The sequence below is a fragment of the Moorena sp. SIO4A1 genome, assembly GCF_010672065.1.
Classification (GTDB): Bacteria; Cyanobacteriota; Cyanobacteriia; order Cyanobacteriales; family Coleofasciculaceae; genus Moorena.
Genome location: NZ_JAAHHX010000084.1, coordinates 1 through 22,769 on the forward strand (window position 1 = coordinate 1; position 22,769 = coordinate 22,769).

Consider the following 22,769-nt stretch of genomic DNA (forward strand, 5'->3'; position numbering starts at 1 on the left):
GTAGGGAGTAGGGAGTAGGGAGTAGGGAGTAGGGAGTAGGGAGTAGGGAGATAGGGAGATGGGGAGATGGGGAGATGGGGAGATGGGGAGAAGGGGAGTAGGGAGTAGGGAGATGGGGAGATGGGGAGATGGGGAGTAGGGAGTAGGGAGATGGGGAGATGGGGAGATGGGGAGTAGGGAGATGGGGAGTAGGGGAGAAAGCGGTCAGCCAAAAGCTGTCAGCCGTCAGCCAAAGCTTATCTCTTTTATTGAAAAGCTGATAGCTGATAGCTGATAACTGATAGCTGATAACTGATAGCTGATAGCTGATAACTGATAACTGATAGCTGATAGCTGATAGCTGATAGCTTAAAAAAAAGCAAAAAAAAATGGGGAATAAAAAGTTAGTAAAAACCTTCCCCTCAAGGAAAAGCTAAAGACTAGAAGATGAAAAAACTAGGATATCCAAGAAAATATGATTACATCTAACGGTAGCATAAAGTAATTCAAAACGTCAATAGTTTGTTTGTGAACTTTTATGTTTAGGATTGTACTTTTATCTAGGAATGTTAATAAATTTAAACAGAAATCGAGTTAAATCCAGTATAGGCTTCTGTGTAGGAATTGTGATAATTTTTGATACCATATTCCCGACTCCCGACTCGCTACTCCCGACTCCCTACTCCCTAATCCCGATTCCCGACTCCCGACTCCCTACTCCCGATTCCCGACTCCCTACTCCCTAAAACTCCAGAATCATAGATTAAGCTAGTAGCAAAGTTAGCTAAAAAACTAGAATCTATGTTCAAAAAGCTATTAGCTCAGGTTGGCATTGGAGCAGCAAAGGTAGATACACGTTTGTACTTTGATTCCCTAGCTCCTGGGGAAATGGTAGAAGGGGAAGTTTATATTACTGGGGGAGATGTTTCCCAGAAAATTGATGATATTTATATTTATGTGGTTACGGAATACTTGCGGGAAGAAGAAGATACCTCAATCACAGAGGAATGCATATTAATGCAATATCGCCTCTCGGAACGCTTCAACTTGCAGGCAAAAGAGGAGATAGTTATTCCATTTTCGTTTCCCCTGCCAGAGGAAACACCACTGACATTAACCAGCCAACCAGTGTATTTACGTACCGGCTTAGATATACCCATTGCCGTTGACCCCAAAGACACCGATTACATTGAAGTACATCCACACCCGTTAATGCAAGCGGTATTTGAGGCATTAGAAAACCTTGGCTTTCAACTTCATGAAGTGGATTGTCAGTACAATACTCACTTCGGGGGTAGATATCCATTCGTCCAAGAGTTCGAGTTTCGACCGATGGGTAAGTATCAGGGTAGCTTGGATGAATTGGAAATCATTTTTTCTCTCTACTCAGAAGACTTAGAAGTTTTCCTAGAAATAGACAAACGAGCCCGTGGATTTGGTGGTTTCCTAGAAGAAGCTTTTGATCTAGATGAACGTTATGTCCAATTTCAGGTAACACTGGATGACCTCAATCTTCCTACGGGTGAATTGGAGGCAATGATTGAGGAGATTATTGAGAGCCAAATTAATTAGAATTAATCTTTCAAAATCTGATCAATCATCCGGTTAGCTTGGGATTCATAACCACTACCAAAGAGATTAAAATGATTGAGGATGTGGTAAAGGTTATAGAGGTTTTTCCGCCGTTTGTAACCTTGCTCTAAAGGCCACACCTCGTTATAGCCTCGATAAAATGCTGCTGGGAAACCACCAAACAATTCGGTCATAGCAATATCAACTTCGCGATCGCCTACATAAGTAGCTGGGTCAAAAATTACTGGTTCTCCCGCCATGGTAATAGCCGCATTACCACCCCATAAATCACCATGTACTAACGAAGGTTGAGGCTGATGATCCAGTAATTTAGGAACTACTGCCAGTAATTGGTCTTGTTTCGGGAAATGACCACTGCGACGCCGTGCTAGCCGAAACTGATAACCGAGGCGATACTCTACAAAAAACTCTACCCAATCCGACATCCATTGATTTACTTGTGGTGTCGAACCAATCGTATTATTTTGATTCCAACCAAACTTATCCATATCGGTTGAAGCTTGGGGGGGAGTAGCCTGATGCATGGCTGCTAAGTTATGTCCCATTTTTACCCAAGACTCGGTACTGTTACCACCACCAAGGTCTAGCCACTCCAAGACAATATAAGAACAATCGACGGCAGTGCCATAGCAAATTGGTTTGGGGATTCGGATTGTCTGGGTTGCCACCATCTGCTTGAGACCGAGGGCTTCGGCCTCAAACATATAGACTTGAGAAGCAGAATTGAGTTTAACAAAATACTTATTAGTCTTACCTACCAGAGCATAACCCTGATTAATACAACCACCACCAACAGATTGGCGCTGGTTAATCTCAAAGGTTTCACCAGTGACTTGGCTGATCTGGTCAGCAATTTCTTTCCACATAGAGGGAGTAGGGAGTAGGGAGTAGGGAGTAGGGAGTAGGGAGCAGGGAGTAGGGAGTAGGGAGTAGGGAGTAGGAGGAATAAAATTGACTATACCTTATAAGTAGGATAGTAGGATAAATGCTATAGATAATTTTGAATTCACCAACAATTCAGCAAAAAAGGAATGTGTTGACCGTTGACGGTTGATTGTAAAAGCAACTCAAAACCAACTAACCACCATAGCGTTTCTCATAGCTATGAGGTACACAGAATTTTTTCCCGACTCCCGATTCCCGACTCCCGATTCCCGACTCCCGATTCCCGATTCCCGATCCCCGATTCCCTACTCCCCGTTCCCTGTTCCCTTTGCGATCACAATACCATAACCATGGGGAGACAGATACTGCTGTGCAGCCTTTTGGATATCAACAGCAGTAACTGATTTAATATGACTAGGGTAATTCAGTGCTGGTTCTAAATCCCCTAGTTGGGAGTAATAGTAACCATATAAACTGGTGCGAGCGCTTGGTTTTTCGTTGTTAAAGATAAACTGATTGGCGACTTTGGTCCGAATCCGAGCAATCTCTGAGTCTGATACCAATTCTGTCTGACAGCGATGGATATGGTTTGCGATCGCATTCTCCACCTCTGCCAAATTCTCAGCTGGGAGTTTAGCAGAAATGTAAAACACCCCTTGCAGCCGCTGAGTGATATTACTAACCCCAATTTGAGTAACCAGTTGCCGTTCTTCTCGCAAATCCCTAAATAGCCTGGACATACGACCTCGTCCTAAAATTCCTGCCAGCACATCCAAAGCATAGGTTTCCTTCAACTCAGGTATACCAGGCACCCGCCACACCATCACCAGCCGCGCTTGTTGTAAAGACTCATCCACATACTCCCGACGGACAATCTTCTCGAAAGCTGGTTCAGGGGGAAGGTTTGTTCTATGTTCTATTGCCCTTGGCTGTGCTTGACTAAATCCATTGGTGACAATTTCAATTAATTCCGTTACTGGCAAATTCCCCACCACTGCCGCAGTCATAGACCCTGGTTGATACCACCTACCGTGAAAGTCACGCATCTGCTGAGGCTGGAGTTGTTCAATCACCGAGGCAGGTCCAAGCACAGGACGTCGATAGGGTAACTGGTCAAAGGTAGTTTCCATTGCCCATCTATGGGTGCGGCGGCGGGGATTATCCTGGGAACGGCGAATTTCTTCCAAAACTACCATTCGCTCTTTTTCAAAGCTATGGTCAGGAATACTGGGATTGAGTACCACCTCTAGCTGTAATGGTGCCAGCTCGGCAAAATCTTTAGGAGCTGTAGTGATGTAATAGTGAGTGTAATCCTGACTTGTAGCCGCATTGGTTACAGCACCCCGTTGCTCAATCAGCCGCTCAAACTCACCACTTTGCAATTTTGGTGTGCCCTTAAACACCATATGTTCCAGAAAATGAGCCATACCATTAATCTGATCCGATTCCACTGCGGAACCGACATTAATCCAAACATTCAGATTGACAGCTTCAACAGGCATCTGCTCCGCCACAATGGTTAACCCATTCGGTAGCCTTTCAACAGTCGGAGCATTGAGGGAGGGAGTATTGAGCAAACTGGAAGTCATTAAATTAATCACTAATTGACCACTATTTATTAATGGTAATCTTTCGGTTTGATATCGCGTTTTTGATATAGCAAAGGGAATCGGGAATCGGGAATCGGGAATCGGGAATCGGGAATCGGGAACAGGGAATCGGGAATCGGGAATCGGGAATCGGGATTAGCCACGATAACACCATACTCCCCATCACCCCATCTCCCCATCACCCCATCTCCCCATCTCCCGATTCCCCACTCCCAAAGACCATGACTCAAGGTAGAATTATGATAAGAAACATTAAGAAATGCAAATAAAGCAGCATGGTAAGCACTCAGGGCGGTAAAGGTAAGGTAGAATACCCCAAGGAAGAATTCCCGCAGAAAAAAGTAGCCCAGAAAGTTGTAGTTATCGGCGCAGGAATTGGTGGACTAACCGCTGGAGCACTCCTCGCTCGCCGAGGCTACCGTGTTCTAATACTAGACCAAGCCCTAGTACCAGGAGGATGCGCCTCTACCTTCAAACGCCGGGGCTTTACCTTCGATGTTGGTGCGACCCAGGTAGCTGGCTTAGAACCTGGTGGCATTCACAAACGCATCTTTGATGAACTGGAAGTAGACCTGCCAGCCTCTACCCCCTGTGACCCTGCTTGTGCGGTATTTCTTCCTGGTGAAACCGAACCAATTAACATCTGGCGGAACCCGGAGCAATGGAAAAGAGAACGACAACGCCAGTTTCCCGGTAGTGAACCCTTCTGGCAACTGATGGCAACCTTATTCAATGCCAGTTGGAAGTTCCAATCCCGTGACCCAGTGCTACCACCTCGGAATGTATGGGACTTGTGGCAACTAACCTCAGCAGTGCGTCCGGATACCTTAATTACCCTACCCTTTACCTTCATGACCGTAGCGGATGGGTTACGAGGATATGGCTTATATGACAATAAGCGTCTGAAAACCTTTCTGGATATGCAGCTCAAGCTTTATTCTCAAGTGGATGTTGATCAGACAGCACTGTTGTATGCTGCAACAGCCTTAGGAGTTTCTCAGGAACCCCAAGGGTTATTTCATCTCCAAGGTAGTATGCAAGTGTTAAGCGATCGCTTAGTAGAAGCCCTGGAAAAATGGGGGGGTAAGCTACTCATGCGCCACACCGTTGAAACCATTGAAACATCAGGTGGTAAAGCTACTGGTGTGAGGATTCGCAATCAGAAAACTGGGGAAGTTTGGACAGAACCAGCGGATGAAGTAGTTGCCAATGTTACGGTACAAAACCTAGTCAAATTATTAGGTAATAATCTACAGACATTCCCTGGAACCTCGATGGCAGGCTATAAATATCGAGTCGATAAGTTACCTTCACCATCCGGTGCGTTTGTCATCTATCTTGGGGTAGATAAACGTGCAATTCCTGATGGTTGTCCTCCCCATCTTCAGTTTCTCTATGACTACGATGGACCAATTGGCGAGAATAATTCCTTGTTTATTTCGCTTAGTAAGCCAGGAGATGGACGAGCACCAGAGGGAAAAGCAACGATTACTGCCTCATCCTTTACCGATGCTGCCATGTGGTGGCGGGGAGCCAAGCAAGACTATGACCGCTTAAAGGAAGAGTATACAGAAAATGCGATCGCACGTCTTAGTCAATACTTTGATTTAACACCAGAGACCATCATTCACCAAGAAGCAGCAACCCCTCGCACCTTTGCCCGTTTTACTGCCAGAGAACAAGGCATTGTCGGAGGGATAGGGCAACGGATACCTACCTTTGGGCCCTTTGGCTTTGCTACTCGCACACCTTGCAAAAGTTTGTGGTTAGTAGGAGATTCAACTCATCCAGGAGAAGGAACAGCTGGGGTAAGTTATTCTGCCCTTACCGCTGTAAGGCAGATTGAGACATCATTTTGCTTATAGGGGTGCAAGCCAAGGGTCCCTAGCTTGGGTTATGGGGTAAAAGTCTAAAATGTCAAGATCCATGGGATCTGTTTTTTGCCAAACCAGCTGTGGAAGGCTACTAAAACCAACCCCAAAGAGTTAGGATTAATGACCCGACAGCCTCATGATCAATTTGCCAAACAGTATCTAACGGAGTTGTTAACACCTCACGGTCAGGTAGAAGTCAGCCGAGAACTAACCACTGAAGTTCGTCAAGTGGATATTTGGTTTCTACCAACAGCTTCTGAATCCACAGCACCAAAGGAAATCGGATTGCTCGGTAAGATGGCATCAACCGCCTGTTTATTGGAACCGTTCCGCAATGCTACAGGAATCATGGCAGTGCGCAATTGCCTGTTGAAGTTGTTTGCTCTCTACAGTGACCTGCAGCGGAAAGCACGACGAGAGAAAAACCCGATCAGTGAAACTGATTTGCCCTGTTTATGGATTTTGTCCCCTTCCTGTTCAGCCCAGCTGTTGAAGGGCTTTGGTGCAAAACTTAGTGATTCCGGTGATTGGGTTGCAGGAGTTTACTTTTTGCCTGAGTGGTTCAACACAGCCCTGGTAGCCATTAACCAGCTACCGCTTACCGAAGAAACCCTCTGGTTAAGAATTTTGGGACGGGATAAGACTCAAAGCCAAGCCATTAATGAGTTGCTAGAACTACCGGTCGGACACCCCTTACGGGGTAACATCTTAGAGATTCTGGCCAACTGGCGCATCAAAATAGAGGAAAGCGAAGATTTAACTGAAAACGAGAGGGAGTTAATTATGAATTTATCACCAGCTTATTTGCGTTGGCGGGAAGAAACCTTAGAGCAAGGAAATTTAGAGGGACAGCGCCTGATGGTGGAAAATCTACTGGCAGGGCGGTTTGGCACTGTTGATAAAGAATTATCCCGAACCATTGAGCCTTTGATGCAGTTGCCGATCACAGAGCGTACTCAGGTGCTGCTTAACTTGTCTCGTCAGGAACTGTTGGAGAGGTTTGGAGACAGTCGATGGGATTGATGCTCTGACCTTTCAATGGTATGGCGGTGGTATTTCGACCTCAGTTCGATGTCATAAGTTCGGCTGGGGGGCTTTCCTTGCGCCCCTAGCTTGGGTTATGGGGTAAAAGTCTCAAATGTCAAGATCCATGGGATCTGTTTTTGGTCAGTTGATCGGTGAAAGGCTACTAACACCAACCCCAAAGAGTTAGGATTAATGACCCGACAGCCTCATGATCAATTTGCCAAACAGTATCTAACGGAGTTGTTAACACCTCACGGTCAGGTAGAAGTCAGCCGAGAACTAACCACTGAAGTTCGTCAAGTGGATATTTGGTTTCTACCAACAGCTTCTGAATCCACAGCACCAAAGGAAATCGGATTGCTCGGTAAGATGGCATCAACCGCCTGTTTATTGGAACCGTTCCGCAATGCTACAGGAATCATGGCAGTGCGCAATTGCCTGTTGAAGTTGTTTGCTCTCTACAGTGACCTACAGCGGAAAGCACGACGAGAGAAAAACCCGATCAGTGAAACTGATTTACCCTGTTTATGGATTTTGTCCCCGTCCTGTTCAGCCCAGCTGTTGAAGGGCTTTGGTGCAAAACTTAGTGATTCCGGTGATTGGGTTGCAGGAGTTTACTTTTTGCCTGAGTGGTTCAACACAGCTCTGGTAGCCATTAACCAGCTACCTGTTACCGAAGAAACCCTGTGGTTAAGAATTTTGGGACGGGATAAGACTCAAAGCCAAGCCATTAATGAGTTGCTGGCACTACCGGTCGGACACCCCTTACGGGGTAACATCTTAGAGATTCTGGCCAACTGGCGCATCAAAATAGAGGAAAGCGAAGATTTAACTGAAGACGAGAGGGAGTTAATTATGAATTTATCACCAGCTTATTTGCGTTGGCGGGAAGAAACCTTAGAGCAAGGAAGGGAACAAGGCAAGGAACAAGGCAATTTAGAGGGACAGCGCCTGATGGTGGAAAATCTACTGGCAGGGCGGTTTGGCACTGTTGATAAAGAATTATCCCGAACCATTGAGCCTTTAATGCAGTTGCCGATCACAGAGCGTACTCAGGTGCTGCTTAACTTGTCTCGTCAGGAACTGTTGGAGAGGTTTGGAGACAGTCGATTGGATTGATGCTCTGACCTTTCAATGGTATTGCGGTGGTATTCCCCTTATATTCCGGTATCACTAGGTCAAGACTGACGCAAAACTCGTCAGCAAACCTGCTTATCTCATAGGGGCGCACACCGTGCGCTCCTACTTGCGATTTTGATTTACGACTGCAGCTACCAGAACACTAGCTCAAAGCTAACGGCTGTTATAGCATTTCCAAATCAGATGTAAACGTGTATGGTCTTTTTTTCTTGTTCAATAACACTCTGTATCTCTTGCCCCTCTTGCCTTTTGCCTCTTGTATGCATGGCTTTTTCAGCAATTCGTGTGTTTACAACCCAAATAAAAACACCCTGAGCTGTTGGCGTAGCGTGCGCGTAGCCCATAGGCTGTTAGCTTCACTGACCTTATCCTGACCTGATATGGCAGCAAAAGTTTTTCTGAAAAACTGTCCGGAATTTACTTGGAAGGGAGAGAACATTAAATTGAAGGCAAGGAAAAATTAAAGTAATGACAACAAAGAGTTAATTAGAGTTAATTATGCATTGATCATCAGCTGATTTCGGTGGCTCTGAACCAATGTTACAACAGGTTGCTCCAAATGTGTGGGGGATTGTCTATCGGATTAAAATGCGATCGCTCTTTAACTCCACCTCCAACCTAGGAAATTTACTTTTATCCCATAAGCGATGCAGCGCGGTCTTGAGGGTTCCCCCCACTCGCTATTGCCGTGGTTTCCCCCACTCGCTATTGCCGTGGTTTCCCCCACTCGCTATTGAATCAAGACAAAGAGTTTTACTATTTACATCATCAAGGGTATAATTGATAGATTTTGATATCTTTTTTTATTAATTCAATAAAGAATTAAAGTTTTATTAAAATCTCCGACAATTAGTTTAACTATCCCATGAATTAGGCTACAGTTAAATTAAATCAAAAACCTAAAATTTTAACTAGTATTAGTCCCTATCAATTCTGATTTATTCATAACAGTATAAATGCTGTAATTCAATCTGATAAATACCAATATTCACAAACTATTCACACAATATTTAGACATTTAAATTGTGAATATAGGCTGATATTGAGATGCAGAAATGGGGAGATAGTAGGCCGGATTTTGCACAAGTGAATCGAGCTTAAATTTAAATGCCTATTTGCTTATAGCAACTATAAATAGGTGGCAAACTCTCACGCGGTCATTCTGACCGCAATACCAAGGAATTTGGGGTTATGAATTTTCACAACTCGTTTATAAACGGGCTTATCGACCAAAAAGAGAGCAAGCAATACTAGAGAAACTAGCTCACTACTAACTCCTCAAACTAATCAAGTTATGTATCTAATATACCATGACTTGACTAATTTCAGCAAGGGTCATGGCTAATCAACTATAGGAATCTGGGGAATTACTCTCAATCCATTAATTACAATATCAGATAATTCCCTCACTAGTTTTATATAACAGCAATAATTACTTGGAGAATAAAAAATCATGAGTTTGGATTGTACTATCTCAAAGTCTTCAATTGTAGTAGCAACTCAAGAGCAACTATCTTCTGATCTCGGAGGAGAGGCAATCATCCTCGACATGAAGTCCGGAGTGTATTATGGCTTGAATACAGTAGGTGCTAGCATCTGGAATCTGATCCAGGAACCGAAAACTTTAGACGAAATTCGGAATGCACTGCTAGCAGAATATGAGGTTGAGCCAGAAAAATGCGATCGCGATCTGTTGGCATTACTCCAAGAATTCGCAGCAGTTGGGCTAATTGAGGTAAAAGATGAAGCAGTTGCGTAAGTTCTTGCGCCTTACTAGTAGAGAACGTCAACTTGTGATTAACACGTTCATCTTACTAGGATTAATCAGACTAGGGCTATGGTTACTACCATTTCACAGATTGCGGCGACTGCTAACAAAAATCAGTCAGCCATCACCTCAAGCTCAAGGCGTAAACCAAACTAACCTAAGCAAAATTGTCGGAGCTGTTAATCTCAGCAGTCGCTACATGCCAGGTGGTGTTAAGTGTTTAGCTAGAGCATTAACCACACAAGTACTGATGAGTCGCTGTGGTTACTCCCCTCAACTCAGAATTGGAGTTGCCAAAGGGGAGGGAGGAAAATTAGAAGCTCATGCATGGGTGGAAAACCAGGGACAGGTTGTGATCGGCTATCTCAGAGACCTTTCACGGTTTACTCCACTACCATCGTTTAAAGGAGGGAAACTATGAGTGGCATTGTGGGGATTTACTACCTCGACCAGGAACCAATAGACCGGGAAAATATTGGGCAAATGTTAGATATCCTTGCCCACCGGGGACCAGACGGAGCAGATATCTGGTGCCAGGGGTCTGTTGGTCTCGGTCATCGGATGCTTTGGACTACCCCTGAATCGCTGCTGGAAAAGTTACCTCTAGTTAATCACTCCAGAGATCTAGTTATTACTGCTGATGCTCGGATTGATAATCGAGAGGAACTGATTGTTGCTCTAGAGTTGAACGACCTTCCAGCAGAAAAAATTACCGATAGCCAACTGATCTTAGCCGCTTATGAAAAATGGGGAGAGCATTGTCCAGAGAAACTATTAGGTGACTTTGCCTTCGCTATCTGGGATAAGCACAAGCAGATCCTCTTCTGTGCTAGAGACCATGTTGGGGTTAAGCCTTTCTATTACTATCACAAATCCGGTCAAGGGTTTATTTTTGCCTCCGAAATCAAAGCACTCTTCTGTTTACCCTTCGTACCAAAGCGTCTTAACGAAGTTAGGATGGCTGACTATGTCGCCCTGATGATGGAAGACAAAGTTATCACCACCTATGACAACATTCTGCGGCTTCCTCCTGCTCACACCATGGTCGTTAGTCAGTCAGGGATAGAGCTAAACTGTTACTGGTCTCTAGACCCCAATCGTGAGCTAATCTTAGACTCTGACGAAGCCTATGCTGAAGCATTTCGTGACATCTTTACCGAAGCAGTTCGTTGTCGTCTCCGTAGTGCTTTTCCCATTGGTTCTCACTTGAGCGGTGGATTAGATTCTTCCTCAATCACTTGTGTAGCCAGGAAACTACTAGCTGAAGCAGGAGATGCTCAACTCCACAGCTTCTCCAACATTTTTGACAAAGTGACTGAGTGTGATGAACGTCCCTTCATCAATGCCGTTTTAGAACAGGGTGGACTAATTCCCCACTATGTCCATGCTGATCAGTTTGGTCCGCTGTCAGACGTTGACGAGATTTGGCAGTATGAAGACGAAGCCTTACTTGGTCCAAGTCATCATTATCCTTGGCGACTGAATCAAGCTGCTAAGCAAGCAGGGATGCGAATTGTTTTAGATGGTCTCGATGGCGATAATGTCGTGTTTCATGGTGTGTCTAGATTGACAGAACTAGCCCATCAAGGACAATGGGAAGCTTTTGTCCAGGAAGCTGAGGCATTTTCCGAAAATTTTGGTAACTCACCCCAAGCCCTGATTAAACACTACAGTATCCTACACCTAAAAACCCTCGCCAAGCAGTTACGGTGGATTGCCTTTGCTAAAGCTGTACATCAGATTCACAAGCGTTTTGGCATCTCCCGTAAGCACCTGTTGCTCAATCATGGACTCAAGGCGTTAGTTCCGGAAGCAATCAAGCAACTTTGGCGAAAGTGGCGCAGACAAGACAAGTCAGCTACTCCTGTTGCACCTTTAGTTAACCGCAACTTTGCTGAACGCATTGGTATTGATCAGCGTATCCAAGCACTCGATAAGTCAGATCAACCATCACTCACAGTCAGAGAAGACCACTGGCGTAATCTAAGCCAAGGTATATTTCCCCTCATTCTAGAGCAGCTCGACCGCTACAATGCTGCATTTTCCCTCGAAGCTCGTCATCCCTTTATGGATAAGCGGCTACTTGAATTCTGTCTAGCACTGCCTTCCGAGCAGAAACTCTACCAGGGATGGAGTCGGATGGTGTTGCGTCGTGGGATGGCAGATATTTTACCAAAAGCTGTCCAGTGGCGAGGAGGCAAAGCCCATATGGGTCCAAACTTTATTCACGGTCTGCTGACCCTAAATCGTCAGGTGTTCGACGACGTGATCTTGAATAAGCTTGAACTCATTGAAGGGTACGTTGACACAGACTTTCTGAGACAAGTTCATCGACGCATGACCTCAGGAGGCAGGGTGCGAGAAAAAGACTGCATGACAGTCTGGCAGGGAATCATCTTGGCCTTGTGGCTTGACCGCACCCAAGTGACACCCTAAGTCTAACTTGGCAGGGAATCTACTTGGGATTGTGGTTTGGGCACAACCAAGAAACACCGTAAGTCCAATTCAGGCTGTAACTACCTTAAATTACTATCAGCAAAAGGAAAGTAAAACCATGCTAAAAACTTACACTACACCAGAGATGATTGTTCACGGCACCATTGAGGAGCTCACCGAAATCAGTGGACCTGATCGCATTGCAGATGTCCTGATTTTTAATGGTGATTTGAATAATCCCGCAGCTATATCAGATGACTCAATCAGCCTAGACTGCGATAACAATGGTAATTGTGATCCGTTCAAACAATAGTAACACAACTACTACTGGTGATAGTGAGTAATTAGCGATGCAGCGCGGTCTTGGGGGTTTCCCCCATGAGCGACTGCATCAAGACAGTGAGTAATTAATAGTTTAACTCAGGGTGTGACTACCTTAAACCACAATAACTACAACAAAAGTAACACCATGCTAAAAACCTACACTACACCAGAAATGATTGTTCACGGTTCTATTGAGGAGCTCACCGAAATCAGTGGACCTGATCGGATGGCAGATGTCCTGATTTTCAATGGTGATTTGAATAATCCCGCAGCTGAATCCGATGACTCAAGCAGCCTAGACTGCGATAACAATGGTAATTGTTCTCCGTTCCAACTACCGTAACAGGATTACTACTGATGAGTAATCAATAGTTTAACTCAGGGTGTGACTACCTTAAACCACAATAAGTACAAGGAAAGTAACACCATGCTAAAAAGCTACACTACTCCAGAGATGATTGTTCACGGTTCTATTGAGGAGCTCACCGAAATCAATGGACCTGATCGGATTTCAGATGTGCTGATTTTCAATGGTGATTTGGCTAATCCCGCAGCTGAATCAAACGACTCACAGAGCCTAGACTGCAATAATGGTAATTGTGTTGAGTTTAAACAACCGTAACACAATTACTACTATTGATGCTGACTAATCAATAGTTCAAATCAGGGTGTAACTACCTTAAGCTACCGTCAGCAAAAGCAAAGTAACACCATGGAAAAGAGCTACGCTACACCAGAGATGATTGTTCACGGCACTATTGAGCAGCTCACCCAAATAACTGGAGTTAGTACTACGTTAGATGTGCTTATTTTCAATGGTGATTTGGCTAATCCCGCAGCTGAATCAGATGGCTCAAGCAGCCTAGACTGCGATAACAATAATAATTGTGATCCGTTCAAACTACAGTAATACGATTAGCACTGGTGATGGTAAGTACTGAATATGAGTAGCGCCATTACCAAGGGCGACAAAGGTATTATCTACTACTAAATTATCTACTACTAAATTATCTAGTACTAAATTATCTACTACTAGCAAGATCATCCCCCAACTCGTTAGTGCTGCAACACTGACTCAGCAGAAGGGTCTTGGCTAGAGTTAGGGGACGCCTTTTTTGCTATCAAGTTCTCCCATCAAGTTTAACCTGCTCCTAAGTATCAATCATGTACATCTATACGGCCTACAACCTTTGTATTCATTCAGAGATTCCCTTACCTGAGCTATTGGAATCTCATGGACCCCCTGATGTGATCATACGTTTAGGGAAATTGAGTCATCTTCCTCCAGAAACAGCCAATTGGAGCAACCGTGTCCTTGGGGAATTGCATGGCAAAGCAAAGGTTTTGATTGAAGATGGGCGAGAGATTACTATCGAACCTGTGACAGGAGTAGACCAGTCCAAGCTCAGCCCTAACATCCTTGGAGCTTGTATGTCTGTGGTGCTGCGACAGAGGGGATTGCTAGTACTCCATGCTAGCAGCATTGTGGTCAACAATCAAGCGATCGCATTCATGGGTGGGTCAGGTTGGGGTAAATCCACCTTGGCTGGAGCGTTTCATCGGAAGGGTTATCATATTATAACTGATGATGTCATGCCTGTCAACTTTGATGACGGCTATCCTTTGATTATTCCTAGCTTTCCTCAGATTAAACTTTGGCCATCAGCAGCGGATTCTCTAGGACACAATTCAAAGAACTTACCTCCTCTTTACCCAAACGCACCAAAGCTTTCCTACACATTCAGTGATGGGTTTCAACGCACTGCTGTACCCCTGAAGCGACTCTATGTATTGGCCAAGGGAGACCAACATCAGATTACCAAGCTAACGCCTCAACAAGCGTTCCCTGAACTAGTCCGTCATAGCCGTGATGTAGATGTGCTAATTGCTCGAGACTGTGTCAGTACTCATCTGCGTCAATGCGCCAATCTAATCAAGACTGTATCTATCTGTCGCTTCACCAGAAAGCCTAATCTAATGGAACTTCCTGATCTAGTGGCCTTGGTGGAGAAAGATATCGAAGAAATCACTACTTCTGATAGTAGTAAAAAAGATCGCATCAATAGTATACTTCTAACCTCTAAACCTTAACACAAAAAATGGGAGCAGGCAAAACTTTAAGAAAAAAAATCCAGCAAACATTACGCCTTTTGCCTGCACTGCGTCTAGTCTGGCAAAGCAGTCCCTTTTGGACAGTAGCTCGCGTAGGAATTTTGCTGGTTCAGGGGATATTACCTCTACTATCAATTTATCTTACAAAACTAATTATTGATACAGTAACTGACGGATTACTTAATACTGATAAACAAGCCGTATTTCGTGATGTTTTACTTTTCCTAATCTTAGCCGGTACAGTTACTATTGTCACTACTCTTTTGAACTCCTTAGCTGAAGTAGTCAATACTGCTCATTCTCAGCGGGTGACTGACTACATGCAAGGGATTATTCATGATAAATCCCTAGAAGCTGACTTAGAGTACTACGAAAATGCCCTATACTACGATACATTACAAAGAGCTCAACAAGAAGCGCCCTACCGACCGCCCCGAGTCCTAAATCGTCTCACACAGATAGCTCAAAATAGTATTTCCTTGTTGGCGATGGTGAGTTTATTACTCTCCCTCCATTGGGGAATTGCTGGGATTTTATTTATTGCTGCTATGCCCGCGATGGTAGTACGGGTAAAATACTCTCGGGTTATCTATCGTTGGCAGCGTAAAAAAACACCCATGGAACGGCAATCCATGTATTTGGGTTACATGCTAACCTCAGACCAGTTTGCTAAAGAAATTCGGTTGTTTGATTTAGGGGTTTTCTTTACTGACTGGTATCGTCGCATCCGAGAGCAACTATATAAGGAAAAAGTAGCCATTGCCACTGGACGCTCCTTTGCTAACTTTGGTGCTCAAGCCGTTGCCGGAATGTTAATTTTTTCTGTCTATGGCTTTATTGTCTATCAAACTGTCCATGGGGATTTGGGCTTAGGCGATTTAGTGCTGTATCACCAAGCGTTGCAGCGGGGACAAAATAATATTCGAGGGTTATTAACTAGTATATCTGGTCTTTATGAAGATAATTTATTCTTAGCTAACCTCTACGAATTTCTGGATCTAAAACCTAACGTTGTTGAACCAACTTATCCCAAACCAATTCCCCACTCCATGAGCCGTGGTATTGTTTTCGATCATGTTAGTTTCCAATACGGTACTACAACTCGTCAGGCACTTAAAAACATCAACCTCACGGTGCGACCAGGGGAAACTATAGCGCTAGTGGGAGAAAACGGTTCCGGTAAAACAACCTTAATTAAACTTTTGTGTCGTTTGTACGATCCAACCGCTGGCAGCATCACCATTGATGGGATTGATATCCGCAATTTTAAAATAGCTGACTTACGCCGCCAAATCAGTGTGATTTTCCAAGACTACGCTAAATATAATTTCACCGCTAAGGAAAATATCTGGTTAGCGGACATTGATTTACCACGAGATCACGAAACTATTATTGATGCTGCTCGTCGTTCTGGTGCTGATGATGTTATCACTAGTTTGCCCCAAGGGTATAATACCATGCTGGGCAAATTGTTTGACCAAGGGGAAGAACTTAGTATTGGTCAATGGCAGAAAATAGCCTTAGCACGAGCTTTTCTACGAGACTCTCAGGTTATTGTATTAGATGAGCCTACCTCTGCTATGGATCCTAAGGCAGAATACGAGGTGTTTATGAAATTCCGCGAACTGATCGAAGATCAAGCTGCTATTCTGATCACCCATCGCTTATCTACTGTAAAAATGGCTGACCGGATCTATGTGATGGACCAAGGTTCAATTGTAGAAAGCGGTACCCATGCGGAACTGATGCAGTTAGATGGTACTTATGCCCATTTGTTTGAAACTCAGGCTAAAAATTATCGCTAACTTGAAGGTCAGCTATCAGCTATCAGCTAATGCGCTATGGGCATTAGCTGGCCGCTGACCGCTGACTGCTGAATGCTTTCCTTCTGACTTCCCTACTCCCTACTCCCTACTCCCTACAACGATCTACCTCACCCAATTGAGAACTGCTATAGCATTTCCATTTGAGATGTGAACATAAAATTAAACTCTTTAGGTAACAGGAAACTCGGTATCTGCTAACAGGGGTAAGGAATACCGAGTTTTTTTGATTATAAAAAATTACCGATATAGGTTTACAACTTATTTGTAAATAGTCTAATAATGGCTATTTTTTTTAGCTGATCTTTAGAGATATTCTTTGGTTAAATAATTTAAGTTTTGTTAATTTTTTAGGTAATTGTGGAAAAAATCGATTAATTAGGATAAAGTTTAATTGAATTGAAGCGCTAAAATTATCAATCTTAATCCGCTTAAGATTAATCCGCTTAAGACAGTCTAAAGGCTACCGGGGTGAGAATCTGCAATTAGATTCATGAGCTATGGACTGTGAACCAAAATTTAGGATGGTATCTGGAATCAGTACTAGCTGTTAAGTCAATGATGGTAACCCTCACAAGTCCTCCTAATTAAAGGGGATTTCGGGAAATGAATAAAAGCTAAACTACTTGGTTTTACGTTTGTATTGCCTAAGTCATGAATCTGATAAGTTCAGGAATTTATTAATTTTTGTTAACGAAAATTTGCTAAACAAAGGCTGCTTTATTGTCACATTAAAAAGCTAATTACTAAACCATAATAGCTAAAATTTAGCTACATATAGTTAGAGCGAAAGCCTTGCGCCCCTAGAATTAGACTTGAGCAACGGATGCAAAGGTAATTTCTGAACTGAAATGGCTGATCAAGGGGAGTCAAGAAACTACTGTATCCGTTTCTTGTGATTGCATCTACGCGCAATAGTTATTTGAGAAATTAATTATGAGTTTGGATGGCACAATATCTAAAACAATATCTAACTGTTTAGTTGGCGATATCTCTGAAATTGACAGCCAATCACTGGATTGCAAACCTTTGGGTAGCAAAAAGCAAAAGCTGTTTTCCTATGTTGCTTATGGTTTGGGAATTCACTCGGCGCTACCAATCCCAGAGTTTATCCCAGCAGAAGTAGAGTGTGATGTTACGATTCACATTCAGAGTAATGATTACAGTACGGGATGCGTTCCCGTAGCGGAGGCCGTAGGCCACGCTTTCGCCGTAGGCGACGCTGCGCGAACGGGAACGGCTGAGGCCGTAGGCCACGCTACGCGAACGCCGAATCGCAAAATCACTGACTACATTCCAAAGGAAGTTATCCAGCAGCCGATGGCTTTGCAGTTGAGTCCAGAGGAGGCGGTGATTTATCTCAAAGACACAGGGCTGTTTCTGGTACAGAGGGGAAACAGGATTACGATCATTCCCGCAGCAGAAGCCTCCCTTAGCCGCATTCAAACGGCTCTAGTGGGAACTGTGATGGCGATTCTGCTCTATCAGCGGGGATTGTTGGTGCTACATGCCAGTGTAGTCAATATTAATGGTGGTGCGGTTGTTTTCTTGGGTAATTCCGGTGAAGGTAAGTCTTCAATTGCTGCTGCACTCCATACTCAGGGATACAGAATCATCACTGATGATGTTGCACCTGTGACGTTGAATCAGGGGACAGCGAAAGTTGCTCCTAGCTTTCCTCAAATTAAACTAAGTCGAGAAGTAGCTGGGGTTTTGGGATATGACCAGGATAAGCTGGCTCTGCTGGTACCGAAGTTAAATAAACCTGGCTATCGGTTAAATCAGGATTTGACCGAAGCGCTACTACCAATCCGGTGCATCTATGTACTGGTTTCAGGTTCACAGTTGAGTATTAAGTCTCTGAAACTTCAGGAGGCGGTGATGGAACTATCCCGTCATTCCCGTCTCAACAGCTTATTTGACTCTGAGAAAGCATCCCATCTTCTTCAGTGTGCTCAGCTTGCCAATCAGTGTAGTGTTTATCGTCTCCAGCGACCTCGTAACTTGGCTTTGTTGCCAGAGTTAGCGAGGTTGGTGGCAGAACATCAATTTATACAGGGCCAAATCTAAAAGGTAACAGGTAACAGGTAATATAATAAATTACCCAAAGCCCGATTATCCATTACTCAAAACAACTTCGAGCTCCTAATCAACTGTTATCAAAAACTGTAATAAACCCCTTCAAACTAGTTGAAGGGGTTTACTTTAATCTGTCCGAGGTGATATCTATTCCTTTACCGCTAAACTAGCTTGTTTAAAACTATGGTAGTCTGGTTTTCGTGTCTGAGTGGAAGGTATCTATATCCTACTGGCCAATGCTGGCGTAGATGTAGTTGCTCTCTGTTCTAGACTAAATCTAATCACTGTAGGACTAATGAAAATCGCTACCTGGAACGTCAACTCAATTCGGAGTCGCCAAGCTCAAGTAATAGATTGGTTGCAACGGACCCAAGTAGATGTGCTTTGCCTGCAAGAAACTAAAGTAGTGGATGCCCAGTTTCCGCGATCGCTTTTTGAAGAATTGGGGTATTACCTTTATATTTCTGGGCAAAAATCCTATAATGGTGTAGCCATTTTTAGCCGGAAACCAGCCACAGACTTAAGTACGGGCTTTGCTGCGGTGTTGGATACTGCTCAGGTCGGGGACTTAGATGAACAAAAGCGAGTGATTAGCGCTATAGTAGACGGCGTCCGCATTGTTAACCTCTATGTTCCCAATGGGGCTTCCGTGAACAGTGAGAAGTACGACTACAAGCTGCGTTGGTTGAAGATACTGCGGGACTATTTACACAGTATTCTAGAACAACAGTCCCATGAACTTTGTGTATGTGGGGACTTTAATATTGCCCCAGAAGACCGGGATATCCATGATCCTAAAGGCAAAGAAAACCACATCATGGCGTCCCCAGTAGAACGTCAAGCCCTACAATCGGTCTTAGACCTAGGGTTAGCGGATGCCTTTCGCAAATTTACCAAAGAAGGGGGTAATTTTAGTTGGTGGGACTATCGCACCCGTGCCTTTCGGGGTAATCGAGGTTGGCGCATTGACCATATCTACCTAACCCCCAATCTTTACAATCAAGCGATTAGTTGTACCATTGACATAGAACCGAGAAAACTAGATAAACCTAGCGACCATGCCCCTGTAATCGTCAAGTTTTAGTCAAGTTTTAGTCAAGTTTTAAAGGCAAAAGCTATGCAAATGGAAAATGGAAAATGGAAATTAACAATTAAACTTAATAATTAAAATTAACAAATAAAATCAACAATTAAAAATTACAATTGACAATTATAGCAGTCGAAGTAAAGGGTAATAAATGTTTCTGTTCCCTATTCCCTATTCCCTATTCCCTATTCCCTATTCCCAGATCCGCTGTTCCCAAAAACCCAGAACTTTGTACTCACCACAATTAATGACCTTTAAGCACACGATCAATAGCCTGCAATAATTCCTTAACCGTGTAAGGCTTAGACAAAAAGGTCTTAACTCCAGCTTCAGCCGCCGCATCGACTTTATCGCTAATAGGCAACCCACTGATACCAATAATTTTGATCTGCGAGTTAATGTCTCGCAATTGAAGGGTAGTTGTTGGTCCATCCATAACCGGCATCATCATATCCATCAGCACCAAGCTAATATCATCCTGATGTTGCCTATAGAGTGCGATCGCTTCCTTACCATCCCTGCTACTCATCACCCTATAGCCATAGTTTTCTAAGGACGTCTTGGTAATCTCACCAATAGCGGCTTCGTCATCCACCACTAAAATCAACTCACCGTTTCCTCTGGGTAGTTCTAGTTCTTCCTCGGCAGGAATTGGGGAGTGTTCTACTGCTGGCAAATATACTTTAAAGTTAGTACCTACGCCCACTTCACTATACACATTCACAAAACCGGCGTGACTTTTAACAATACCTCTGACCGTAGACAAACCCAGTCCTGTACCTTGACCGATTTCTTTAGTAGTGAAAAATGGTTCGAAAATTCTTGGCTGTATTTTCAAGGGAATACCAATACCAGTATCAGCAACGGTCACCACAATGTAGGGACCTACATCCGCATCAATATGCATCCTGACATAGTTTTGATCTAAAAAAATATTTTGAGCAGACAATGTCAAAGTTCCACCATCAACCATAGCATCACGAGCATTGATGCAGAGGTTCATCAAAACTTGGTGCAGTTGTGTGGCATCCCCAGATACTGACCAAAGATTAGGGTCTATATCCGTAGACAGTTCAATGGATCTGGGAAATGTTTCTAGGATAATGTGGCGAATTTCCCGAATTAAATGCCTGACTTGTAAAACCGTTCGTTTACCTGTAACACCCCGAGCAAACGATAAAACTTGCTTGACTAAACCAGCCCCCCGCCTAGTATTATTCTCTACAGTTTTTAGGAGTTGTAAATGCCGCTGATCTGAGATTTTCAGCTGCAACAATTGAGCAGACATTAGAATAGGAGCTAATAAGTTGTTCAAATCATGGGCAATGCCCCCAGCTAAGGTACCAATGCTCTCCATGCGCTGAGCGTGGAGAAACTGGGTTTCGAGTTGTTTCTTCTCAGTGATATTAGTATTGACAATCAAGATTGATTTGGGCTGTCCCTGAGAATTTTCCACCAAAGTCCAGCGACTTTCAACAATAATTTCTTTGCCATCTTTGGTGACTTGATTCAACTCACCATACCACTCCCCTGTTTTGGCAACACTTTGGTCTGCCTCGGCTAGCTCAGCTGGTGCTTGTTCGTACAACAGTAAATGCTCTTTTTTTCCAATCACTTCTGCTGCGTGCCAACCGTATAGAGACTCTGCCCCTTTATTCCAAAATGAGATAGTATTGTCTAGATCCCGAACCAGAATGGCATCCGTTGCCACATCCAACAACGCTGCTTGTTCCCGAATTTTTTGTTGGGCTTGCTGGCGCTCAAGGGCATAGCGGATGGAACGTTCTAGTAAAGGTGCTCTGAGTTGACTCTTATCTAGGTAATCTGCTGCCCCAGCTTTCATGGCTTCCATGTCAACCTCATGGTCTCCCTGAGCAGTTAGGAGGATAATCGGTGCTGTACACCCCCTGGCAATGGCTTCACGCAGGAGTTCAAGTCCATTATGCTCACCAAGACGGTAGTCTAGTAGATAAACATCATGGTGGTTCTGACCAATCATTTCTAAGCCTTTACCATAGGTTGCCACCCACGTCAAGCTAAATCTAGCCTTCTGGTTTTCCAACAGTAAATCACGAGTTAGAATATAGTCATCTTCGTCATCATCAACGAGTAATACGTTAACCAAAGGGTTGTACATTGGTCTGGTACCATAGGAATAGAAGGAAATTAGTGGAGAATCGAGAGTTCTAAGTTCTGACTTGGGTAAGCAATTTGCCAGGTTTGTGATCAACGAACATTGATGAGGGTCGGTTTTGGAAATAGTCCTGAGTGGATCAGTCTTTAGTGGTACACTAGAAACATCATAAGAAACATCAGAACTTTCAGCTTTCGGTTGTGAGCATTTACTCATGGCAGTCTATTCCCTTCGGGGGGCAATTCGGCGATGTCCAACCAGTACTTTTTTAACGTTTGCATCACCTCAATTAGGGAACTATAGGTGACAGGCTTAACGATGAAAGAATTTGCTCCTAAGTTGTAACTGTGATAAATATCTTCTTCAGCCTTTGAGGTAGTCAGCACCACAACTGGTATAGTTCGTAGATTAGGATCAGCCCTAATTTCTATGAGGGCCTCACGACCATCTTTTTTCGGCATGTTCAAATCCAGTAGGATTAAACTTGGACGAGGGGACATGCTCGCCTGCGTGTGTTTACCACGGTGATATAGATAATCCATCAATTCTTCGCCATCACTGACAAAGTATAGTTCATTGGTCAACTGACTCTCTAAGAGAGCCTCCCTTGCCAACAGACAATCATCCGGATCATCATCTGCCATTAAAATTACCACGGGATTTCGGCTTTCATTCACTAAGCATTATCTCCTCGACCAACAATTATAAAGGAATTACAAAGGAATTATGAAGGAATTATGAAGGTTCAAGGGATAAAAAATTTGAGGTATAGCAGAAGTCAGAAGTCAGAAGTCAGAAGTCAGAAGTCAGAAGTCAGAAGTCAGAAGTCAGAAGTCAGAAGTCAGAAGTCAGAAGTCAGAAGTCAGAAGTCAGAAGTCAGAAGTCAGAAGTCAGAAGTC

25 protein-coding genes are annotated in these 22,769 nt (G+C 43.8%); 17 read left to right on the forward strand and 8 right to left on the reverse strand.

The annotated features are described in order from the left end of the window. Positions 1 to 212: hypothetical protein (locus tag F6K53_RS31345; protein ID WP_293083393.1), on the reverse strand; the 212-nt coding region annotated here is incomplete at its 3' end. A 568-nt stretch (positions 213 to 780) separates the two neighbouring features. Here F6K53_RS31345 and F6K53_RS31350 point away from each other — a divergent pair. Further along, positions 781 to 1,551 (forward strand): sporulation protein, encoded by a 771-nt coding sequence (locus tag F6K53_RS31350; RefSeq protein WP_293083396.1) that lies wholly within the window; start codon positions 781 to 783, stop codon positions 1,549 to 1,551. Positions 1,552 to 1,553: 2 nt separating this feature from the next. Here F6K53_RS31350 and F6K53_RS31355 read toward each other — a convergent pair whose 3' ends face one another. Further along, positions 1,554 to 2,438, reverse strand: a complete 885-nt coding sequence (locus F6K53_RS31355; RefSeq protein ID WP_293071653.1) for a fructosamine kinase family protein — start codon at positions 2,436 to 2,438, stop codon at positions 1,554 to 1,556. A gap of 238 nt (positions 2,439 to 2,676) precedes the next feature. Here F6K53_RS31355 and F6K53_RS31360 point away from each other — a divergent pair, with 238 nt between their 5' ends. Continuing rightward, the gene (locus F6K53_RS31360) at positions 2,677 to 2,805 is read left to right on the forward strand and encodes a hypothetical protein (protein WP_293071654.1); all 129 of its coding nucleotides are present in this window, start codon (positions 2,677 to 2,679) and stop codon (positions 2,803 to 2,805) included. Here F6K53_RS31360 and F6K53_RS31365 read toward each other — a convergent pair. Both F6K53_RS31365 and F6K53_RS31370 read right to left on the reverse strand, forming a co-directional pair. Beyond that, positions 2,763 to 4,046: a pitrilysin family protein gene (locus F6K53_RS31365; protein WP_293083399.1), complete on the reverse strand. Its 1,284-nt coding sequence runs from the start codon at positions 4,044 to 4,046 to the stop codon at positions 2,763 to 2,765. The genes F6K53_RS31360 and F6K53_RS31365 overlap by 43 nt on opposite strands. 29 nt (positions 4,047 to 4,075) lie before the next feature. After that, positions 4,076 to 4,297, reverse strand: a complete 222-nt coding sequence (locus tag F6K53_RS31370; RefSeq protein WP_293071656.1) for a hypothetical protein — start codon at positions 4,295 to 4,297, stop codon at positions 4,076 to 4,078. 45 nt (positions 4,298 to 4,342) lie between these two features. Here F6K53_RS31370 and crtD point away from each other — a divergent pair, with 45 nt between their 5' ends. From crtD to F6K53_RS31385, 3 genes are all read left to right on the forward strand, one after another. Further along, positions 4,343 to 5,932, forward strand: coding sequence for a C-3',4' desaturase CrtD (gene crtD, locus F6K53_RS31375; protein ID WP_293021183.1), 1,590 nt, complete (start codon positions 4,343 to 4,345; stop codon positions 5,930 to 5,932). Positions 5,933 to 6,061: 129 nt separating this feature from the next. Further along, positions 6,062 to 6,964, forward strand: a complete 903-nt coding sequence (locus tag F6K53_RS31380) for a hypothetical protein (protein ID WP_293071663.1) — start codon at positions 6,062 to 6,064, stop codon at positions 6,962 to 6,964. A gap of 195 nt (positions 6,965 to 7,159) precedes the next feature. Continuing rightward, positions 7,160 to 8,086: a hypothetical protein gene (locus F6K53_RS31385; RefSeq protein ID WP_293021185.1), complete on the forward strand. Its 927-nt coding sequence runs from the start codon at positions 7,160 to 7,162 to the stop codon at positions 8,084 to 8,086. 200 nt (positions 8,087 to 8,286) lie between these two features. Here F6K53_RS31385 and F6K53_RS31390 read toward each other — a convergent pair whose 3' ends face one another. Further along, positions 8,287 to 8,451, reverse strand: a complete 165-nt coding sequence (locus tag F6K53_RS31390; protein ID WP_293021187.1) for a hypothetical protein — start codon at positions 8,449 to 8,451, stop codon at positions 8,287 to 8,289. Positions 8,452 to 9,560: 1,109 nt separating this feature from the next. Between F6K53_RS31390 and F6K53_RS31395 the strand changes: the two genes are divergently transcribed. The 7 genes from F6K53_RS31395 to F6K53_RS31425 all read left to right on the forward strand — a co-directional run bounded on the left by F6K53_RS31395 (position 9,561) and on the right by F6K53_RS31425 (position 13,545). Then, a complete protein-coding gene (locus F6K53_RS31395; RefSeq protein ID WP_293021189.1) occupies positions 9,561 to 9,866 on the forward strand; it encodes a PqqD family peptide modification chaperone in 306 nt (101 codons plus the stop codon). After that, the gene (locus F6K53_RS31400; protein ID WP_293083402.1) at positions 9,850 to 10,296 is read left to right on the forward strand and encodes a lasso peptide biosynthesis B2 protein; all 447 of its coding nucleotides are present in this window, start codon (positions 9,850 to 9,852) and stop codon (positions 10,294 to 10,296) included. Before F6K53_RS31395 ends, F6K53_RS31400 begins: the two co-directional genes overlap by 17 nt. Further along, the gene (locus F6K53_RS31405) at positions 10,293 to 12,311 is read left to right on the forward strand and encodes a lasso peptide isopeptide bond-forming cyclase (RefSeq protein WP_293071659.1); all 2,019 of its coding nucleotides are present in this window, start codon (positions 10,293 to 10,295) and stop codon (positions 12,309 to 12,311) included. Before F6K53_RS31400 ends, F6K53_RS31405 begins: the two co-directional genes overlap by 4 nt. Positions 12,312 to 12,318: 7 nt before the next feature. After that, positions 12,319 to 12,624 carry a lasso peptide gene (locus tag F6K53_RS31410; RefSeq protein WP_293071660.1) on the forward strand — a complete coding sequence of 102 codons (306 nt, stop codon included), beginning with the start codon at positions 12,319 to 12,321 and terminating at the stop codon, positions 12,622 to 12,624. A 156-nt stretch (positions 12,625 to 12,780) separates the two neighbouring features. After that, a complete protein-coding gene (locus F6K53_RS31415; protein WP_293021195.1) occupies positions 12,781 to 12,978 on the forward strand; it encodes a lasso peptide in 198 nt (65 codons plus the stop codon). An 84-nt stretch (positions 12,979 to 13,062) separates the two neighbouring features. Then, positions 13,063 to 13,257 (forward strand): lasso peptide, encoded by a 195-nt coding sequence (locus F6K53_RS31420; RefSeq protein ID WP_293021197.1) that lies wholly within the window; start codon positions 13,063 to 13,065, stop codon positions 13,255 to 13,257. Between the two features lie 90 nt (positions 13,258 to 13,347). Then, positions 13,348 to 13,545: a lasso peptide gene (locus F6K53_RS31425; RefSeq protein WP_293021199.1), complete on the forward strand. Its 198-nt coding sequence runs from the start codon at positions 13,348 to 13,350 to the stop codon at positions 13,543 to 13,545. Here the strand turns inward: F6K53_RS31425 and F6K53_RS31430 are convergent. Next, on the reverse strand, positions 13,537 to 13,680 hold the full coding sequence (locus F6K53_RS31430) for a hypothetical protein (RefSeq protein ID WP_293038935.1): 144 nt from the start codon (positions 13,678 to 13,680) through the stop codon (positions 13,537 to 13,539). The two genes, F6K53_RS31425 and F6K53_RS31430, sit on opposite strands and share 9 nt — an antisense overlap. 119 nt (positions 13,681 to 13,799) lie before the next feature. On the opposite strand from F6K53_RS31430, the gene F6K53_RS31435 reads away from it, so the two are divergent. The 5 genes from F6K53_RS31435 (at position 13,800) to F6K53_RS31455 (ending at position 19,984) form a co-directional block, all read left to right on the forward strand. Further along, on the forward strand, positions 13,800 to 14,726 hold the full coding sequence (locus tag F6K53_RS31435; RefSeq protein ID WP_293071661.1) for a hypothetical protein: 927 nt from the start codon (positions 13,800 to 13,802) through the stop codon (positions 14,724 to 14,726). An 8-nt stretch (positions 14,727 to 14,734) separates the two neighbouring features. Further along, positions 14,735 to 16,552, forward strand: coding sequence for an ABC transporter ATP-binding protein (locus F6K53_RS31440; RefSeq protein ID WP_293021203.1), 1,818 nt, complete (start codon positions 14,735 to 14,737; stop codon positions 16,550 to 16,552). Positions 16,553 to 17,506: 954 nt separating this feature from the next. After that, a complete protein-coding gene (locus F6K53_RS31445; RefSeq protein ID WP_293083405.1) occupies positions 17,507 to 18,640 on the forward strand; it encodes a hypothetical protein in 1,134 nt (377 codons plus the stop codon). A 304-nt stretch (positions 18,641 to 18,944) separates the two neighbouring features. Then, complete coding sequence (gene xth / locus F6K53_RS31450; protein WP_293072447.1) at positions 18,945 to 19,733, forward strand: exodeoxyribonuclease III; 789 nt, start codon at positions 18,945 to 18,947, stop codon at positions 19,731 to 19,733. Between the two features lie 119 nt (positions 19,734 to 19,852). Continuing rightward, positions 19,853 to 19,984 carry a hypothetical protein gene (locus tag F6K53_RS31455; RefSeq protein WP_293038927.1) on the forward strand — a complete coding sequence of 44 codons (132 nt, stop codon included), beginning with the start codon at positions 19,853 to 19,855 and terminating at the stop codon, positions 19,982 to 19,984. Here the strand turns inward: F6K53_RS31455 and F6K53_RS31460 are convergent. Beyond that, complete coding sequence (locus F6K53_RS31460; RefSeq protein WP_293072445.1) at positions 19,981 to 22,086, reverse strand: response regulator; 2,106 nt, start codon at positions 22,084 to 22,086, stop codon at positions 19,981 to 19,983. The genes F6K53_RS31455 and F6K53_RS31460 overlap by 4 nt on opposite strands. Then, positions 22,083 to 22,547 carry a response regulator gene (locus tag F6K53_RS31465; RefSeq protein ID WP_364305338.1) on the reverse strand — a complete coding sequence of 155 codons (465 nt, stop codon included), beginning with the start codon at positions 22,545 to 22,547 and terminating at the stop codon, positions 22,083 to 22,085. Before F6K53_RS31465 ends, F6K53_RS31460 begins: the two co-directional genes overlap by 4 nt. Positions 22,548 to 22,769: the final 222 nt, after the last annotated feature.

Excerpts from the sequence above, each read along its gene's own strand:
- F6K53_RS31350 (WP_293083396.1), top strand. The coding sequence starts at position 781 with ATGTTCAAAAAGCTATTAGCTCAGGTTGGCATTGGAGCAGCAAAGGTA.
- F6K53_RS31355 (WP_293071653.1), bottom strand. The coding sequence starts at position 2,438 with ATGTGGAAAGAAATTGCTGACCAGATCAGCCAAGTCACTGGTGAAACC.
- F6K53_RS31360 (WP_293071654.1), top strand. The coding sequence starts at position 2,677 with ATGAGGTACACAGAATTTTTTCCCGACTCCCGATTCCCGACTCCCGAT.
- F6K53_RS31365 (WP_293083399.1), bottom strand. The coding sequence starts at position 4,046 with ATGACTTCCAGTTTGCTCAATACTCCCTCCCTCAATGCTCCGACTGTT.
- crtD (WP_293021183.1), top strand. The coding sequence starts at position 4,343 with ATGGTAAGCACTCAGGGCGGTAAAGGTAAGGTAGAATACCCCAAGGAA.
- F6K53_RS31380 (WP_293071663.1), top strand. The coding sequence starts at position 6,062 with ATGACCCGACAGCCTCATGATCAATTTGCCAAACAGTATCTAACGGAG.
- F6K53_RS31385 (WP_293021185.1), top strand. The coding sequence starts at position 7,160 with ATGACCCGACAGCCTCATGATCAATTTGCCAAACAGTATCTAACGGAG.
- F6K53_RS31390 (WP_293021187.1), bottom strand. The coding sequence starts at position 8,451 with ATGGGCTACGCGCACGCTACGCCAACAGCTCAGGGTGTTTTTATTTGG.
- F6K53_RS31395 (WP_293021189.1), top strand. The coding sequence starts at position 9,561 with ATGAGTTTGGATTGTACTATCTCAAAGTCTTCAATTGTAGTAGCAACT.
- F6K53_RS31400 (WP_293083402.1), top strand. The coding sequence starts at position 9,850 with ATGAAGCAGTTGCGTAAGTTCTTGCGCCTTACTAGTAGAGAACGTCAA.
- F6K53_RS31405 (WP_293071659.1), top strand. The coding sequence starts at position 10,293 with ATGAGTGGCATTGTGGGGATTTACTACCTCGACCAGGAACCAATAGAC.
- F6K53_RS31415 (WP_293021195.1), top strand. The coding sequence starts at position 12,781 with ATGCTAAAAACCTACACTACACCAGAAATGATTGTTCACGGTTCTATT.
- F6K53_RS31420 (WP_293021197.1), top strand. The coding sequence starts at position 13,063 with ATGCTAAAAAGCTACACTACTCCAGAGATGATTGTTCACGGTTCTATT.
- F6K53_RS31425 (WP_293021199.1), top strand. The coding sequence starts at position 13,348 with ATGGAAAAGAGCTACGCTACACCAGAGATGATTGTTCACGGCACTATT.
- F6K53_RS31430 (WP_293038935.1), bottom strand. The coding sequence starts at position 13,680 with ATGATCTTGCTAGTAGTAGATAATTTAGTACTAGATAATTTAGTAGTA.
- F6K53_RS31435 (WP_293071661.1), top strand. The coding sequence starts at position 13,800 with ATGTACATCTATACGGCCTACAACCTTTGTATTCATTCAGAGATTCCC.
- F6K53_RS31440 (WP_293021203.1), top strand. The coding sequence starts at position 14,735 with ATGGGAGCAGGCAAAACTTTAAGAAAAAAAATCCAGCAAACATTACGC.
- F6K53_RS31445 (WP_293083405.1), top strand. The coding sequence starts at position 17,507 with ATGAGTTTGGATGGCACAATATCTAAAACAATATCTAACTGTTTAGTT.
- xth (WP_293072447.1), top strand. The coding sequence starts at position 18,945 with ATGAAAATCGCTACCTGGAACGTCAACTCAATTCGGAGTCGCCAAGCT.
- F6K53_RS31460 (WP_293072445.1), bottom strand. The coding sequence starts at position 22,086 with ATGAGTAAATGCTCACAACCGAAAGCTGAAAGTTCTGATGTTTCTTAT.